Consider the following 14,712-nt stretch of genomic DNA (forward strand, 5'->3'; position numbering starts at 1 on the left):
CGTGCCCGTTCCCGTCATCGTCGACTGCGACCCCGGCCATGACGACGCCCTCGCCCTCGTCCTCGCGGCGGGCGACCCCGCGGTCGACCTGCTGGCAATCACCACCGTCGCCGGGAACCAGACAGTCGACAAGACGACCCTGAACGCCCGCCGCATCTGCACCGTCGCCGGAATCACCGGCGTCCCCTTGGCCGCCGGCTGCGCCCGGCCACTCGTCCAGCCGCTGCTCGTCGCGGACGACGTCCACGGCGAGTCGGGACTCGACGGGCCCGCCTTCGGGGAGCCGACGGTCGACGCGGTGCCGGAACATGCGGTCGACCTCATGCACAGGGTCCTGACGGAACATCCCGAACCGGTCACGCTCGTTCCCACCGGCCCGCTGACCAACGTGGCGCTGTTGCTGACGCGCCACCCCGAAAGCGCCGCGCACATCCGGGAGATCGTGCTCATGGGCGGCTCCACCGGCCGCGGCAACAGGACACCCGCCGCCGAGTTCAACATCCACGTCGACCCCGAGGCGGCGCACACCGTCTTCACCAGCGGGCTCCCCGTCACCATGTGCGGGCTCAACGTCACCCACCAGGCGCTCGTCACCGGCGAGGTACTGGCCCGTCTCGAGCGGCTCGACACCCGGCTGTCCCGAATCTGCGCGGAACTGATGACCTACTTCGCGGCGACCTACCGTCGGCTGTGGGGGTTCGCCGCACCTCCGCTGCACGACCCCGTCGCCGTGGCACGCGTCATCGACCCGGAGATCGTGCGGTGCGTCGAGGCGAACGTGGTGGTCGAACTGCACGGCCAGTACACGCGGGGGGCGACCGTGACCGACCTGCACCAGTACCTGGACCGGCCCGTGAACGCACAGGTCGCGGTGGAGCTCGACACCGAAAGGTTCTGGGACCGGGTGATCGCGGCGGTCGACGCCCTCGGCGGCCGTACGCCCTGAGCCCGCTGCGGCGTGGACGGCGAGGCCCGCGCGGCGCACGGTCCGGCCGGGTGAATCCCGCACCGGCCGTCACCCGTCGGGCCCACCGGGATCGCTCGTATGCCTCCTTCTGCGGTGGTGGGGGACCGCGAACGCGCCGATGGTGATTCACGTCGCCACTGCCGGCCCGAGGGAGCCGGTGCACCGAAGGACGGCGCGGGCAGCGGCGAGCTCACACGACGTCAGCAGCGAAAGGGTGTACGTCCCATGGCCGTGCAGCAGCAGTCGAAGGATACGGACGAGGAGCCCGCCCGGCCTACGCTCGGACGCTCCCTCCTCTGGCCGGCGGCAGCGGTCGGGCTGGGCCTCCTGCTGATCTACAACGCGGTCGACCCCGTCGCGGACGGAAAACCCGCCGCCCCGCCCGCCGTCTCCGCACCGTCGTCGACGGCCAACGCGCCGGCCGAGGTCCTGCGCGCGGGACTGCCGCGCTCGGAACCGACGCGGCTGAAGATCCAGCAGATCGCGGTCGACGCGCCTTTCACCCCCCTGTCCATCGGCACCTCCGGCCGGCTCGACCCGCCGCCACCGGGCAACAGCAATCTCGTCGGCTGGTTCCAGGAAGGCGTGACGCCCGGCGAGAAAGGGACCGCGATCGTCGCCGGGCACCTCGACACCAAGACAGGCCCCGCCGTGTTCGCGCAGCTCAGCGAAGTCAAGCGGGGGACGCGGGTGGAGGTGGTCCGCAAGGACGGCTCCGTCGCCACCTTCGAGGTCGACGAGGTCGACAACTTCAGCAAGTCCAACTTCCCCGACGACCGGGTCTACGCGGACACGGCCGAACCGCAGCTGCGGCTGATCACCTGCGGAGGGGAGTACGACAAGAAGGCGAAGGACTACGAGGAGAACGTGGTGGTCTTCGCGCACCTGGCATCGGCGACGACGAAGTCCTGACGGCGCTGCGGATCATGGCTGCCGCGGCCGTGTGAAGGCGCGGCGGCCGGGTACCCGCGCCGGTGGCGACGGGGGCCATTGCCGCAGGTGAGGAGGGACCATGGCAGGCGACATCTGGGGCTACCCGGAGACGGCGCAGTATGTTCCGGGGGCGCAGCTCGTCGGGTACTCGGTCGAGGCGTCCGACGGCTCGATCGGCAAGGTCGACAAGCACACCGAGGAAGTCGGCCGGTCGTATCTGGTGGTCGACACAGGGCCGTGGATCCTCGGCAGGCGGGTGCTGCTGCCTGCGGGGCTCGTCTCGCGCATCGACACCGCGAACGAGACCGTGCAGGTGGCGGCCGCGAAGGCCGAGGTCAAGGACTCACCGGACTTCGAGAGCGGCAAGTACGAGGACGACGCCGACTACATCACGCTCATCGAGAGCCACTACGCCAATCGGCACATGTGAGACCCGCCCCGGTGGGCGTCCCTGTCGCCGTCGATCCCGCCTTTGGCCCGGCGGTGCTGTCGCGTCCCGCCGGGGCCTACTGCGGGCCCTCTTCGTCGATGTCGTCGTACAGCGCGTCGGCCTCCCGGCGCAGCTCAGCCTCGCTGCGCGACCGTAGACGCTCGGCGCGGTAGCGGAGCCGTTCCGCCTGCTCCGGGTCCTCGGCGCGGCGGGCCTGCTGGAAGAGCTGCTCCGCCTTGTCCCGGTCGTGTTCCGCGTGCACGCGGTGGCTGTCGTGCTCGGGCATGACGTCCTCCTGCGGTTCCGCGGCCGGGGGAGAGCCCCGGTCGTACGTGTGTGATGCCTCGGTACGGGCCGGTTGCCCGTACGGAACCGGGACAAACCCGGGCGCAACCCGTGTCGGACGCGGGCCGCGGGGACCGTGTCCGTGTCGCGGACCTGGGTCTCGGTGAGGTGGCCGGCCCGGACCGTGCGGATCGGTGAGACGGTTCAGCCGGAGTCGATCGCCCTCCCCGCCGCGCGTCGCCGCTGGTCAGGACGTGCTGCGACCGGCAGGGGCCTGCGCCAGTCCGTCGGCGATCAGGCCGGCGAGGACCGCCTCGCCCAGTGCCTGCACCGCGGACTGCGGGCGCACCATCACGGTGAACTCCCTGATTTTGCCCTCCTCGTCGAATTGCAGCAGGTCGATGCCGTGGATCTGCTTCCCGTTGACGGTTGCGCGGAAGAGCAGGATCGCCGACGGCGCCTCGCTGCCGTCGGCGCTCGTCTCCGCCGTGCCGTCGAAGTGTCCGACGTAGCGGAAGTCCTCGAACGTGCGCAGCAGTACGCCGAAGAGCCCGATCACCATGGGCCTGCCCTCGAAGGGGGTGAACTTCACCGGGCTGTAGAGGCGTACGTCCTCGGTGAACAGCTCGTCCAGGCTCGTGAGATCGCGGCTGTCGACGGCGGCGCGGAAGAGGTCTGCTGTTGCCATGGCTTCTCCTCGGTAGTCCTCAACTTGAATAGTCACTTTCTTGAGTATCATGAGCGGGCGCACGAGGGACAGAGAGGGAGAGGTGCATTCCGATGGCATTGCGTCACGCGGTCCTCACGGTCCTGCTGGACGAGGAGTTGAGCGGCTACCAGCTGGCCAAGGCGTTCGACATGAGCGTGGCCAACTTCTGGCACGCACTGCCCCAGCAGCTGTACGGCGAGCTGGCCAAGCTGGAGGCGGACGGGCTGGTCAGCGGCCGGGAAGTGGTACAGGAGTCCCGCCCCAACAAGCGTCTGTTCACGGTGACGGAGGCCGGTCTCGCCGAACTGGAGCGGTTCGCCGTCGCCTCGGCCAAGCCCTCCTTCATCCGTGACGACCTGCTCGTCAAGGTCCAGGCCTCCGACCGCATCGGCACCGAAGACGTCATCGCGCAGCTCACGGAGCGAGCCGTGTTCGCCGGGGCCAAGGTCGAGCTGTTCAGCGGTCTGCTCAGCAAGCTCCGCGGTGAGCGCAGCGAGGAGGACTTCCTGCGTCACGGCGAGCGGGTCGGGCCCTATCTGACCTGTCTGCGGGGCCTCGCCTTCGAGCAGGGCAACCGGGACTGGTGCGAGCGCAGCGCGGCGATCTTGCGGGAAAGGCAGCAGGCCCATGCGAGACGGTGAGTATCAGCGCTATGTCGCCCTGGGGGACAGCCAGACCGAGGGGCTCGGCGACGGCGACGACACCGCGGGGCTGCGGGGCTGGGCCGACCGGCTCGCCGAACAACTGGCCGCGCAGAATCCCGGCGTCCGGTACGCGAATCTCGCCGTACGCGGCCGCCTCGCCCGCCAGGTCCGCGAGGAACAGCTCGACGCCGCGCTCGCCCTGCGCCCCGACCTGGCCACCGTCGCTGCGGGGGTCAACGACCTGCTGCGCCCCCGGTTCGACGCCGACGAGGTCGCCGGGCATCTCGAGGCGATGTTCGCCGCGCTCACTGCTCAGGGCGCCCGCGTGGCGACCGTCACCTTCCCCGACGTCACGCGGATCACTGCGCTCGCCCGCCCGATCGGCTCCCGTGTCGGCGCCCTCAACCACCGCGTCCGGGAGGCGGCACACCGGCACCAGGTCGCCGTGGCGGAGGCCTCCGTGCATGCCGTGGTCACCGATCCCCGCCTGTGGAGTCCGGATCGGCTGCACGCAAGCCCGCTCGGCCACGAACGGATCGCCGCCGCTGTGGCCGACGCCCTCCAACTGCCCGGCAGCAGCGATGTATGGACGCACCCGCTGCCTCCACCGGAAACCCCGGTGCCTGCCGGGTGGCGCGCCACCGCCGGCGAGCTGCGCTGGGCCGGTTCGTTCCTCGGCCCATGGCTCGGCAGGCGCCTGCGCGGCCGCTCCTCCGGCGACGGCCGCACAGCCAAACGCCCGGACCTCCTCCCCGTCCACCTGCTGCCTGCCCCAGGCGGTGGGAAGGGCACAACGGCGCCGTGACCGCCGAAGCGGCATCCCCCGTAGCGGAGGTTCAGTCATCGAGAGCTGACCGATCAGGGCGTTCTTGAGCGGGGCCACCAGCAGTGCGTGAAAGGCGCGGTCGGCCTCGAGGAAACCTTCGCCGGCACCCCCGACCTCTCATCCGCCGCACGAGCCTCTCGAGGGGGTCGAGCGGCCGTGTGCTCAGCGAGGAGACGATCCGATCGGCCATGCCGCGCTCCATGAGCTCGCGTACATCCACGAGGTCGGACAGCACCTGGAAGTCGTCGTCGGGGTTCTGCAGTCCGCGGAAGATCAGGCTCTCCACGGGTTCCCACGCTGCCAAGGCATCGGACATCAGACGTCTGATGCGTCCTTTTGGGGCGCGTCGAGCCTGTCGCCGGGACGGCTGACGGCCAAGGGGACCGACCGCCGGGCGGACGCGCACGACGCCGTACGGAGCAACCCCGCGCACCCGTACGCACCACCGTGCGGCGCGGCGCATTGCGCCGCGCCGCACGGCGGAGTGCTCTATGCCTCGCCCCCGCCCGAGCCGGCCCGTGAGCCGGCCCATCCCGTCAGGAGCGCCCCGTGCACCGCAGCGCCACCCTTGCCGCAGCCGCCCTGCTCGCCCTCGCCGCCGCCGTACCCGCCGCCGCGTCTCCCGGCCCGTTCGAACCCGACCTGCCCGCGGCCGACGAACGGGCCGGGAGACCGGGCCCTTCGCGTGGCCTCTTCCTGACCGTCTCGGGCGCGGAGAACACCTGGATCCGAGGCGTGCTGCTGCACTGCAGCCCCGTGCCCGCCGGACCGCACCCCGAGGCGAAGGCCGCCTGCGCCGCGCTGGACATGGCGCGCGGCGATCTCGACAGGCTGACCGGGGATCCGCATCCGTGCACCAAGCAGTACGACCCGGTCACCGTCAGCGCCACCGGCGCCTGGCGCGGCCGACCCACCGCCTGGCACAAGACCTTCCCCAACGCCTGCAACCTCGCCGCGACCACCGGCGCGGTCTTCCGCTTCTGACCGGATCAGGTGCGCTTGGAGGCGATCATCCCGATCGTCACCATCCCGAGGACCACCCAGCCGAACCACAGCCAGCCGTTGCTGCCGAGTGCCGCCGTGTACGCCGTCACGACCACCAGGGCCCCGACGGTCAGTACGCCCATCGTCTTCGTCGAACCGGACATCTGTGCCCTCCTTCGACGGCGGGGGCCGTCGAGGACAATCGTCGCTCCTGAGGAGGGCACTGCGCTACTGCCCGGCGACACCGGCAGCCGTCTACCTGCTGCGCGCCTGGAGCGAGGCGAGGTACGCGTTGTACGCCTCGAGCTCCTTGTCGCCGTCCCGGTCCGCCGCCCGGTCCCTGCGCTTGGCCTGGCGCTGGTCGGAGCGGTACCACTGGAAGACGAGCGCGATCAGCACCAGCACGGACGGGATCTCGCTGAACGCCCAGGCGATGCCGCCCGCCGCGTTCTGATCGGAGAGCGCGTCGATGCCGAGGGAGGCCGGCGGATTCCGGTACGCCGCGATCATCGGCTCGGTCGCCATCATCAGCGCGATGCCGAAGAAGGCGTGGAACGGCATACCGGCGAACAGCTCCAGCATCCGCATCACATAACCGGGCCGGTGCGGGCCCGGATCCACACCCATGATCGGCCAGAAGAACACCAGGCCGACGGCCAGGAAGTGCACCATCATCGCGACATGACCCGTCTTCGACTCCATCAGGAAGTCGAACAGCGGCGTGAAGTACAGCCCGTAGAGGCTGGCGATGAACAGCGGGATCGTGAACGCCGGATGTGTGACGATCCGCATGTAGCGGCTGTGCAGCAGCATCAGCAGCACCTCGCGCGGCCCCTTGCGGCCCCGACCCGCGACCGGCAGCGCGCGGAGCGCGAGGGTGATCGGCGCACCCAGCAGCAGCACGATCGGCGACAGCATGCTGATCACCATGTGCTGCACCATGTGCACGCTGAACATGACCATGCCGTAATCGTTCAGCTTGGTGCACATCATCAGCGCGATGCTCAGCACACCGACGGTGAACCACACCGTGCGGCTCACCGGCCAGCTGTCGCCGCGCCGGCGCAGACGCGCGACGCCCCAGCCGTAGAACCCGAGGGCGAGGAGGCAGCCGACGAGGAAGAAGGAGTCAGGAGAGAACTCCAGGCCCCGCCCCAGCGTGAACGGCGGCAGATCCATGGTCGTGCCGTGCCCGCTGTGATCCATCTGTTCACTCCCGCAGGGGATTCCTGATTCGTGCTGGTTGTCCGCTTGCTCGCACCAGAGTAGAACCGCCCCCGGTCGCTGCTGCGACCGGGGGCGGTTCGTAGGGATCAGGATGGATCCGCGGGGCGGATCAGAGGACCGTCTCGGCCTCGTCGTACCGCTCCTTTGGAACGGTCTTCAGCGTCTGGGTCGCCTCGGCGAGCGGCACCATGGTGATGTCCGTGCCGCGCAGCGCCGTCAGCATGCCGAACTCGCCGCGGTGCGCGCCCTCCACCGCGTGCCAGCCGAAGCGCGTCGCGAGGACACGGTCGTACGCGGTCGGCGTTCCGCCGCGCTGGACATGGCCCAGGATCACCGGACGCGCCTCCTTGCCGAGCCGCTGCTCCAGCTCGACGGAGAGCTGACGCGCCACGCCCGCGAAGCGCTCGTGGCCGTAGATGTCCTTGCCGCCCTCGTCCCACTGCATCGAGCCTTCACGCGGCTTCGCGCCCTCGGCGACGACCACGATCGCGAACCGCTTGCCCGCCTCGAACCGGGCACCGACCCGACGGGTCAGCTCCTCGATGTCGAAGGGCCGTTCCGGCACCACGATGGCGTGGGCGCCGGCGGCCATGCCCGAGTGCAGCGCGATCCAGCCGGTGTGCCGGCCCATGACCTCGACGATCAGGACGCGCTGGTGCGACTCGGCGGTGGTCTTCAGACGGTCCAGCGCCTCGGTGGCCACGCCGACGGCGGTGTCGAAGCCGAAGGTCACGTCGGTCGACGCAATGTCGTTGTCGATCGTCTTGGGCACACCGACGATGGGGAGCCCGGACTCCGACAGCAGGTTGGCCGCCTTGAGGGTTCCCTCGCCGCCGATCGGGATGATGGCGTCCAGACCCAGGTCGGCCACATGTCCCTTGGCCCGTTCCACGCCGTCGCGCAGGTGCGCCGGCTGGACCCGGGAGGAGCCGAGGATCGTGCCGCCACGGGCCAGGATGCCGCCCACCGCGTCCAGGTCCAGCTTGCGGTAGTCGCACTCCAGGAGGCCCTTCCAGCCGTCGTGGAATCCGATGACCTCGTCGCCGTGATCGACGACGGCACGGTGCACGACGGAACGGATGACGGCGTTCAGTCCGGGGCAGTCGCCGCCGGAGGTGAGCACACCAATGCGCATAGCGCGAATACCTTTACAACGTGGGCCGACTCCCGGACCACGTCGTCCGGTTGGATCCCCGCCACCCTACCGGCGTCGGGTGGCGGGTCAGAAACGGGCGTCCGACTGGTGGGACCGCGCCCACCCGGCTCCGCTCGGCTGAGCGAAAGGCCTATCAGGCGGGCTGTGTGGCGGCCGCGATCCGCTCGCCGCGCAGCGCCTCGTACCACCGGTCGTCGGTCGGCGGCAGCGCGTTCACGTCGAGCGCCAGCTTCAGCATCAGGTCGGCGATCTGCGGATTGCGGGCCATGACGGGGCCGTGCATGTAGGTACCGAAAACGGTGTCGTTGTACGCGCCCTCCGTGCCGTCGCCGGTGCCGTTGCCCCGGCCGAAGACGGTGCGGGCGAACGGGCGCGCCGACGGACCGAGGTGCGTGATGCCCTGGTGGTTCTCGAAGCCCGTCAGCTGGGGCAGTCCCAACTGCGGGTCGATGTCCGCCAGTACGTCGCCGACACAGCGGGCGCCCTCGCCGCGCGTGGAGACCACGTCGATGAGACCGAGGCCGGGCTCGCGCTCACCGAGGTCGTTGATGAACTCGTGACCGAGGATCTGGTAGCCGGCGCACACCGAGAAGATGATCGCGCCGTTCGACGCCGCCCGGCTCAGCCCGCCGTCGCGGCGCAGCCGCTCGGCCGCGAGCCGCTGCGGGCGGTCCTCGCCGCCGCCGATCAGATAGATGTCGCCGGAGGTCGGCACCGGCTGGTCGCTGCGCACGTCGATGCGCATCACGTCCAGGCCGCGCTGCCGTGCCCGTCGCTCCACGACCAGGGCGTTGCCCTGGTCGCCGTAGGTGCTGAGCAGGTCCGGGTAGACCCAGACCAGACGCAGACTGCTGTCACTCATGCTCGTAGTCCTCAAGTCCTGTTCTTCCGCCCGTGGATCAGTTGCCGACGCGGCGGCGAACGTCCTGGAAGGCGGTGTAGTTGGCGATCAGCTCGATCCGGCCGGGCGGCGCCGACTGCACCGCCTCGTCGACCGACTCGCACACCCGGAAGTCCAGACCGGCGACTTCCAGCCGGACCGCGAGGTCCAGCCTGCGGTCGCCGATCACGAAGATCGGGTGCCCGGCGAGCCGGGTGTAGTCGACGTCCCACAGCCAGGAGGTGTCCGTACCGTCCGCGCCGCGGGCGTTGACGGAGAGGATCACCGGCGTCGGCGGCGGGTCGATCAGGGAGAACGTCTCCAGCCATCCGGCCGGGTTCTTCGCCAGCAGCAGCCGCACATCGCGGTCGAGGAAGGACACGACGTCGTACCGGCCGGCCACGGCCTGCACCTGGTACATGCGCTCGAGCGCCACCTGCGGCGGGACACCGAAGCAGGCGGCGACCGCGGCGGAGGTGGCGGCATTGGCCCTGTTGGCACGGCCGGGCAGCTGGAGGTGGATCGGCCAGGCCGAGCCGTGCGGGTCGATGACATGGTCGCCGCTGAGCACCCAGCTCGGGGCGGGGCGGCGGAAGCCGCACTCGCCGCAGAACCAGTCGTCACCGGGGCGCTGCATCACACCACCGCAGGACGGGCAGGACCAGGCGTCGTCCTTCCACTCCTGGCCGGCGGCCACCCACACGACATTGGGAGAGGAGGAGGCCGCCCACACCACCAGCGGGTCGTCGGCGTTGGCGATGACCATCGCCTTCGAACCGGCAAGACCTTCACGCCACTTCTCGGCCAGCATCCGCGTCTCCGCCGCGCGGTCCAGCTGGTCACGGGAGAGGTTGAGCAGCGCGATGGCCTTGGGCGTCACATCCCGAGCCACACCGGCGAGGTACTTCTCGTCCACCTCGATCACACCGAACCGGGCGTCAGAGCCGCCGGCCAGTGCCGACGTGATGCCCGCCGGCATGTTGGCGCCGAGCGCGTTCGACACCACCGGGCCGCTCGCGCGCAGTGCCTCGGCGATCAGCCGGGTCGTGGTGGTCTTGCCGTTGGTCGCAGAGACGAGGACCACGTCCAGGTGCTGCGCCAGCCTCCCCAGCAGGTCGGGGTCGAGCTTGAGCGCCACCCGGCCGCCGATCACCGATCCGCTGCCGCGCCCGGCGGCGCGGGACACCGCTGCTGCGGCCTTGCCCGCCGTCACGGCCAGCTTGGCTCGCGGCGTCAGGGGCTCCGAGTTGCCTGACATCGTCCTTGATCCTCCTTGCATCGGTCCGGCTCAGCCTATCCAGCTCCGGTCGGCCCCCCGCACCGCGGCACCGTCGGAAAACGTGGAGGTCACGAGCGAACGTACGGGGAACGTACGCTGGACGCCATGCGAAACCGGCCGATCCCCGGCAGTACCGGACGCGTCAGGCCGATGAGCCTGCTCGCGGATCCGGCGCTGCACACCCCCTGCGAGACCGTCACAGACTTCGGACCCGCCCTGGCGGAGCTCGTCGAGGACCTGTTCGCGACGATGTACGCGGCCCAGGGCGTCGGCCTCGCGGCCAACCAGGTCGGGGTGGGTTTGCGCGTGTTCGTGTACGACTGCCCCGACGACGAGGACGTCCGCCACCTCGGACACATCGTCAACCCCCGCCTGGTGGCGGCGGACGGCGTCGTCGTCCGCGGCCCGGAGGGCTGCCTCTCGTTGCCGGGCCTGGAGGCCGGCACGGAACGCTTCGACCGTGCGGTGGTGGAGGGCGTGACGAAGGACGGCGAGCCGGTACGGGTGGAGGGCACCGGGTTCTTCGCGCGCTGCCTGCAGCACGAGTGTGACCACCTGGAAGGGGCGATATACGTGGACCGCCTCACGCGCCGGCGCCGCTCCCGCCTGGCGCGGGCGGCGCGCAAGGCGTCATGGGCGACACCGCAACGGGTGGCGCGGCTGCGGTGAGCGGCTGCGGTGAGGGGGTGCGGGTCGCCTGCCTGCCGCCCCGCGCGAAGGGGGCAGGCCCCTGTTCGTACCGTGCTTCGCGCGGTGCCCGGTCTGTCCGCGGCCGAGCCCGCACCGCGGCGACGCCCGCGTCCTAGAAGCCCGGCCCGTCCGCCCTGTCCTCGACCTGGAAGAGGCGGCCGCACAGCAGGTCCGTCAGGTTCGTCACCAACTCCGCCCGCGAACACTGCCGTTCACCCAGCCACCAGTCCCCTGCCGCATGCATCATGCCGACGATGCCGTGGCCCCACACCCGGGCCACCATCTCGCCGCCGGGGCCGAGGTCGACGCGGTCGGCGATCACCTTGCCGAGTTCCTCGCCGAGGCGGCGCAGCAGCGGCGCCGAGTGGCGTCCGACATCGAAGCCGGCCTCCGAGGGCTGGTTGTCCTCCGCCGGGTGCATGAGGAACCGGTACACCTGCGGACGCGCCTCGATCGCGGCGAGATACGTGTCGAGCGTGCCCGCCACCCGCTGGCGGCGGTCGACGTCCGCGTCCACCGCCACCTGCAGGGCCCTGAGCAGCGCGTCGGTGTGGCGCTTCGCGAGCGCCCGGTAGAGCCCGCTCTTGTCGCCGAAGTGCCGGTAGAGGATCGGCTTGGTGATCCCGGCCTCCGCGGCGATGGCGTTCATGGAGGCCTGGGGGCCGTCCCGGAGCACGACCCGGTCGGCGGCCTCGAGGAGCTCCCGGCGGCGCTGGTCCGCCGACCGCTGCTGTTGTGTGGTCTCCATGTGTTTCTCCCCGCCCGGACGATTGCGTGACGCCTGCGCAAAGTAACACTCTGCCAGCCCACACACATGATCGGGCCATGGCTGGTTGACAGGGGCTACCAGTCGGTAACACACTTCCGTTACCGCAGGTAACAAGCACGTCATCGCTGCAGTACTGGAGGGGACATGGCCGAGTTCACGCTCGATCTCAACGACGACCAGAAGCAGGTCCGCGACTGGCTGAACGGATTCGCCAGGGATGTGATGCGTCCGGCCGCCGCCGAGTGGGACGAGCGTGAGGAGACCCCCTGGCCTGTCATCCAGGAGGCCGCCAAGATCGGAATCTACTCCCTCGACTTCTACGCCCAACAGTTCTTCGACCCCACCGGTCTCGGCATCCCGATGACGATGGAGGAGCTGTTCTGGGGCGACGCGGGCATCGCGCTGTCGATCGTCGGCACCGGACTCGCCGCCGTCGGCGTCATCGCCAACGGCACCGAGGAACAGATCGGTACCTGGATTCCCCAAATGTACGGCGATGCCAACGATGTCAAGGTTGCCGCCTTCTGCTCCTCCGAGCCCGACGCCGGCTCCGACGTGGCGTCCATGCGCACGCGCGCCGTGTACGACGAGGCGAAGGACGAGTGGGTCCTCAACGGCACGAAGACCTGGGCGACCAACGGCGGCATCGCGAACGTCCACGTCGTCGTCGCGCTCGTCGACCCGGAGCTCGGCTCCAAGGGCCACGCCTCGTTCATCGTTCCGCCGAACACCCCCGGGCTGTCCCAGGGGCAGAAGTTCAAGAAGCACGGCATCCGCGCCTCGCACACCGCCGAGGTCGTCCTCGAGGACCTCCGTATACCCGGCAGCTGTCTCCTCGGCGGCAAGGACAAGCTGGACGAGCGCCTGGCGAGGGCTCGCGAGCGGGCGAAGGCCGGTGCCGGCGAGCGCGTGAAGAACGCGGCGATGGCCACCTTCGAGGCCTCCCGCCCCGCCGTCGGCGCGATGGCGGTCGGCACCGCCCGCGCCGCGTACGAGGTCGCGCTCGACTACGCGAAGACCCGTGAGCAGTTCGGCCGCCCGATCATCGACAACCAGGGCATCGCCTTCCAGCTCGCCGACATGCGCACCCAGATCGACGCGGCGCGCCTCCTGGTGTGGCGCGCTTCCTGGATGGCGACCGCCGGCAAGCCGTTCACCTCCGCCGAGGGCTCCATGTCGAAGCTGTTCGCCAGCGAGACCGCCAAGAAGGTCACCGCCCAGGCCATCCAGATCCTCGGTGGCAACGGCTTCACCCGCGAGTACCCGGTGGAGCGCATGCACCGCGACGCCGCGATCTACACGATCTTCGAGGGCACCAGCGAGATCCAGCGTCTGGTCATCGCCCGCACCCTCTCGGGCATGCCGATCCGCTGACCCGCCAAGAGCGCACGAAGGCTCCGGACCGCAGGCGGCCGGAGCCTTCCGTGTTCGCTCAGGTGTGTGCGCAGGCGTGTGTGCTCAGGCGGGCAGCAGCGCCTCGATCGCAGCCAGGACCTCGGGGGACTCCGGCTCGGCGCGCGGACGGAAGCGGGTGACCTCGCCCTTGGGCGAAATCAGGAACTTCTCGAAGTTCCACTGGACGTCGCCGGCCTCGCCCTCGGCGTCCGCGACCTTCGTCAGCTCGGCGTACAGCGGGTGCCGGTCCGCGCCGTTCACGTCCGTCTTCTCCAGCAGCGGGAAGGTCACCCCGTACGTCGCGGAGCAGAAGGTCCCGATCTCCTCCGCGCTGCCGGGCTCCTGTCCGGCGAACTGGTTGCAGGGCACGCCCAGCACGGTGAAGCCCCGCTCGCCGAACTCCTTCTGCAGCCGCTCCAGGCCCGCGTATTGCGGGGTCAGCCCGCACTTCGAGGCAACGTTCACCACGAGCACCGCCTTGCCGCGGTGGTCGGCGAGCGAGGTGTCCTCGCCGGTCAGGGTGCGCAGCGGGATGTCGTAAAGGGACATCAGGGACTCCTTTGAACCTGTTCGTCGGTCGGTCGGTCGTCCGCCGGTCGTCGTGCGGCGTTCACCGTGCGACAAGCATGCAGCACGGGCCCGTACGTGCCTCACTCAGCACCCGCGATGGGGCGGAACAGTCCCTCCTGCACCACGGAGACCAGGAGCCTTCCGTCACGGTCGTAGATCCGTCCGCGAGCGAGCCCCCGGCCACCCGTCGAGATCGGTGACTCCTGGTCGTACAGGAACCACTCGTCGGCCCGGAACGGGCGGTGGAACCACATCGCGTGGTCCAGCGACGCCATGTCGAAGCCCCGTGGGCCCCACAGCGGCTCGACGGGGATGCGCACCGCGTCCAGCAGCGTCATGTCGCTCGCGTACGTCAGCGCGCACGTGTGCACCAGCGGGTCGTCGCCCAGCGGGCCCACCGCGCGCATCCAGACGGCGCTGCGCGGGTCCGCGTCCTTGATCTCGTCGGTCGTCCAGCGCAGCCGGTCGACGTACCGGATGTCGAACGGCTGGCGGCGCGCCATGCGCTCCAACGCCTCGGGCAACGCGCCGAGATGCTCACGGATCTCGGTCGCGACCGTCGGAAGCGACTCGGGGTCCGGGAAGTCCAGCCGCGGCGGCAACTGGTGCTCGATGCTGCCGGGCTCGGGACGGTGGAAGGACGCCGTCAGATTGAAGATCGTCCGGCCCTCCTGCACGGCGGTGACGCGGCGGGTCGTGAACGACCGGCCGTCCCGTACCCGTTCGACCTGGTACACGATCGGCACCCCGGGGTGCCCGGGCCGCAGGAAGTACGCGTGCAGCGAGTGAACGGGACGCTCGCCGTCGGTGGTCCGCCCCGCGGCGACCAGGGCCTGACCGGCCACCTGCCCGCCGAAGACCCGCTGCAGCGACTCGTTCGGGCTGAGCCCGCGGAAGATGTTGACCTCGATCTGCTCCAGGTCGAGCAGATCGACCAGACGCTCGGCCGGATTCGTCATCGGAATCTC

General features: G+C 70.3%; 18 protein-coding genes and 1 pseudogene. 8 read left to right on the forward strand and 11 right to left on the reverse strand.

All coding sequences use genetic code 11. The annotated features are described in order from the left end of the window. Position 1 precedes the first annotated feature (1 nt). The 3 genes from ACIQ7Q_RS09085 to ACIQ7Q_RS09095 all read left to right on the forward strand — a co-directional run bounded on the left by ACIQ7Q_RS09085 (position 2) and on the right by ACIQ7Q_RS09095 (position 2,330). Positions 2-946: a nucleoside hydrolase gene (locus ACIQ7Q_RS09085; protein WP_403858182.1), complete on the forward strand. Its 945-nt coding sequence runs from the start codon at positions 2-4 to the stop codon at positions 944-946. Positions 947-1,192: 246 nt separating this feature from the next. Beyond that, entirely contained in the window at positions 1,193-1,879 is a 687-nt protein-coding gene (locus ACIQ7Q_RS09090; RefSeq protein ID WP_403858184.1) for a class F sortase, read from the forward strand. A 100-nt stretch (positions 1,880-1,979) separates the two neighbouring features. Next, a complete protein-coding gene (locus tag ACIQ7Q_RS09095; RefSeq protein ID WP_403858186.1) occupies positions 1,980-2,330 on the forward strand; it encodes a PRC-barrel domain containing protein in 351 nt (116 codons plus the stop codon). Between the two features lie 76 nt (positions 2,331-2,406). Here ACIQ7Q_RS09095 and ACIQ7Q_RS09100 read toward each other — a convergent pair whose 3' ends face one another. Beyond that, positions 2,407-2,616, reverse strand: a complete 210-nt coding sequence (locus ACIQ7Q_RS09100) for a DUF6381 family protein (RefSeq protein WP_403858188.1) — start codon at positions 2,614-2,616, stop codon at positions 2,407-2,409. 246 nt (positions 2,617-2,862) lie between these two features. After that, positions 2,863-3,303, reverse strand: coding sequence for a nuclear transport factor 2 family protein (locus ACIQ7Q_RS09105; protein ID WP_403858190.1), 441 nt, complete (start codon positions 3,301-3,303; stop codon positions 2,863-2,865). Between the two features lie 92 nt (positions 3,304-3,395). Between ACIQ7Q_RS09105 and ACIQ7Q_RS09110 the strand changes: the two genes are divergently transcribed. Then, a complete protein-coding gene (locus tag ACIQ7Q_RS09110; RefSeq protein ID WP_403858192.1) occupies positions 3,396-3,965 on the forward strand; it encodes a PadR family transcriptional regulator in 570 nt (189 codons plus the stop codon). After that, positions 3,952-4,773 carry an SGNH/GDSL hydrolase family protein gene (locus ACIQ7Q_RS09115; RefSeq protein ID WP_403858194.1) on the forward strand — a complete coding sequence of 274 codons (822 nt, stop codon included), beginning with the start codon at positions 3,952-3,954 and terminating at the stop codon, positions 4,771-4,773. Before ACIQ7Q_RS09110 ends, ACIQ7Q_RS09115 begins: the two co-directional genes overlap by 14 nt. A gap of 36 nt (positions 4,774-4,809) precedes the next feature. On the opposite strand, the pseudogene ACIQ7Q_RS09120 reads toward ACIQ7Q_RS09115, so the two are convergent. Beyond that, positions 4,810-5,257, reverse strand: a pseudogene (locus ACIQ7Q_RS09120) (FCD domain-containing protein); the annotation flags it as partial. Positions 5,258-5,343: 86 nt separating this feature from the next. Between ACIQ7Q_RS09120 and ACIQ7Q_RS09125 the strand changes: the two are divergent. Next, positions 5,344-5,778 (forward strand): SSI family serine proteinase inhibitor, encoded by a 435-nt coding sequence (locus ACIQ7Q_RS09125; protein ID WP_403858196.1) that lies wholly within the window; start codon positions 5,344-5,346, stop codon positions 5,776-5,778. A 5-nt stretch (positions 5,779-5,783) separates the two neighbouring features. Here ACIQ7Q_RS09125 and ACIQ7Q_RS09130 read toward each other — a convergent pair whose 3' ends face one another. From ACIQ7Q_RS09130 to ACIQ7Q_RS09150, 5 genes are all read right to left on the reverse strand, one after another. Then, positions 5,784-5,942, reverse strand: a complete 159-nt coding sequence (locus ACIQ7Q_RS09130; protein ID WP_403858198.1) for a hypothetical protein — start codon at positions 5,940-5,942, stop codon at positions 5,784-5,786. A 91-nt stretch (positions 5,943-6,033) separates the two neighbouring features. Then, on the reverse strand, positions 6,034-6,984 hold the full coding sequence (locus ACIQ7Q_RS09135; RefSeq protein WP_403858200.1) for a cytochrome c oxidase assembly protein: 951 nt from the start codon (positions 6,982-6,984) through the stop codon (positions 6,034-6,036). A gap of 130 nt (positions 6,985-7,114) precedes the next feature. Further along, a complete protein-coding gene (locus ACIQ7Q_RS09140; protein WP_403858202.1) occupies positions 7,115-8,140 on the reverse strand; it encodes a 6-phosphofructokinase in 1,026 nt (341 codons plus the stop codon). Between the two features lie 154 nt (positions 8,141-8,294). Continuing rightward, complete coding sequence (locus ACIQ7Q_RS09145; RefSeq protein WP_403858204.1) at positions 8,295-9,023, reverse strand: type 1 glutamine amidotransferase; 729 nt, start codon at positions 9,021-9,023, stop codon at positions 8,295-8,297. Between the two features lie 37 nt (positions 9,024-9,060). Beyond that, positions 9,061-10,299 (reverse strand): MurT ligase domain-containing protein, encoded by a 1,239-nt coding sequence (locus tag ACIQ7Q_RS09150; RefSeq protein ID WP_403858205.1) that lies wholly within the window; start codon positions 10,297-10,299, stop codon positions 9,061-9,063. Between the two features lie 126 nt (positions 10,300-10,425). On the opposite strand from ACIQ7Q_RS09150, the gene def reads away from it, so the two are divergent. After that, positions 10,426-10,989 carry a peptide deformylase gene (def, locus tag ACIQ7Q_RS09155; RefSeq protein WP_403858206.1) on the forward strand — a complete coding sequence of 188 codons (564 nt, stop codon included), beginning with the start codon at positions 10,426-10,428 and terminating at the stop codon, positions 10,987-10,989. 133 nt (positions 10,990-11,122) lie between these two features. Here def and ACIQ7Q_RS09160 read toward each other — a convergent pair whose 3' ends face one another. Next, positions 11,123-11,758, reverse strand: a complete 636-nt coding sequence (locus tag ACIQ7Q_RS09160; RefSeq protein ID WP_403858207.1) for a TetR family transcriptional regulator — start codon at positions 11,756-11,758, stop codon at positions 11,123-11,125. A gap of 165 nt (positions 11,759-11,923) precedes the next feature. Between ACIQ7Q_RS09160 and ACIQ7Q_RS09165 the strand changes: the two genes are divergently transcribed. Then, a complete protein-coding gene (locus ACIQ7Q_RS09165) occupies positions 11,924-13,153 on the forward strand; it encodes an acyl-CoA dehydrogenase family protein (RefSeq protein WP_403858208.1) in 1,230 nt (409 codons plus the stop codon). 84 nt (positions 13,154-13,237) lie between these two features. On the opposite strand, the gene ACIQ7Q_RS09170 is transcribed toward ACIQ7Q_RS09165, so the two are convergent. Both ACIQ7Q_RS09170 and ACIQ7Q_RS09175 read right to left on the reverse strand, forming a co-directional pair. After that, positions 13,238-13,723 (reverse strand): glutathione peroxidase, encoded by a 486-nt coding sequence (locus tag ACIQ7Q_RS09170; RefSeq protein ID WP_403858209.1) that lies wholly within the window; start codon positions 13,721-13,723, stop codon positions 13,238-13,240. Between the two features lie 101 nt (positions 13,724-13,824). After that, positions 13,825-14,703, reverse strand: a complete 879-nt coding sequence (locus ACIQ7Q_RS09175) for an acyl-CoA thioesterase (protein WP_403858211.1) — start codon at positions 14,701-14,703, stop codon at positions 13,825-13,827. Positions 14,704-14,712 lie beyond the last annotated feature (9 nt).

Source organism: Streptomyces sp. NPDC096176 (assembly GCF_044763255.1).
Lineage (GTDB): Bacteria > Actinomycetota > Actinomycetes > Streptomycetales > Streptomycetaceae > Streptomyces.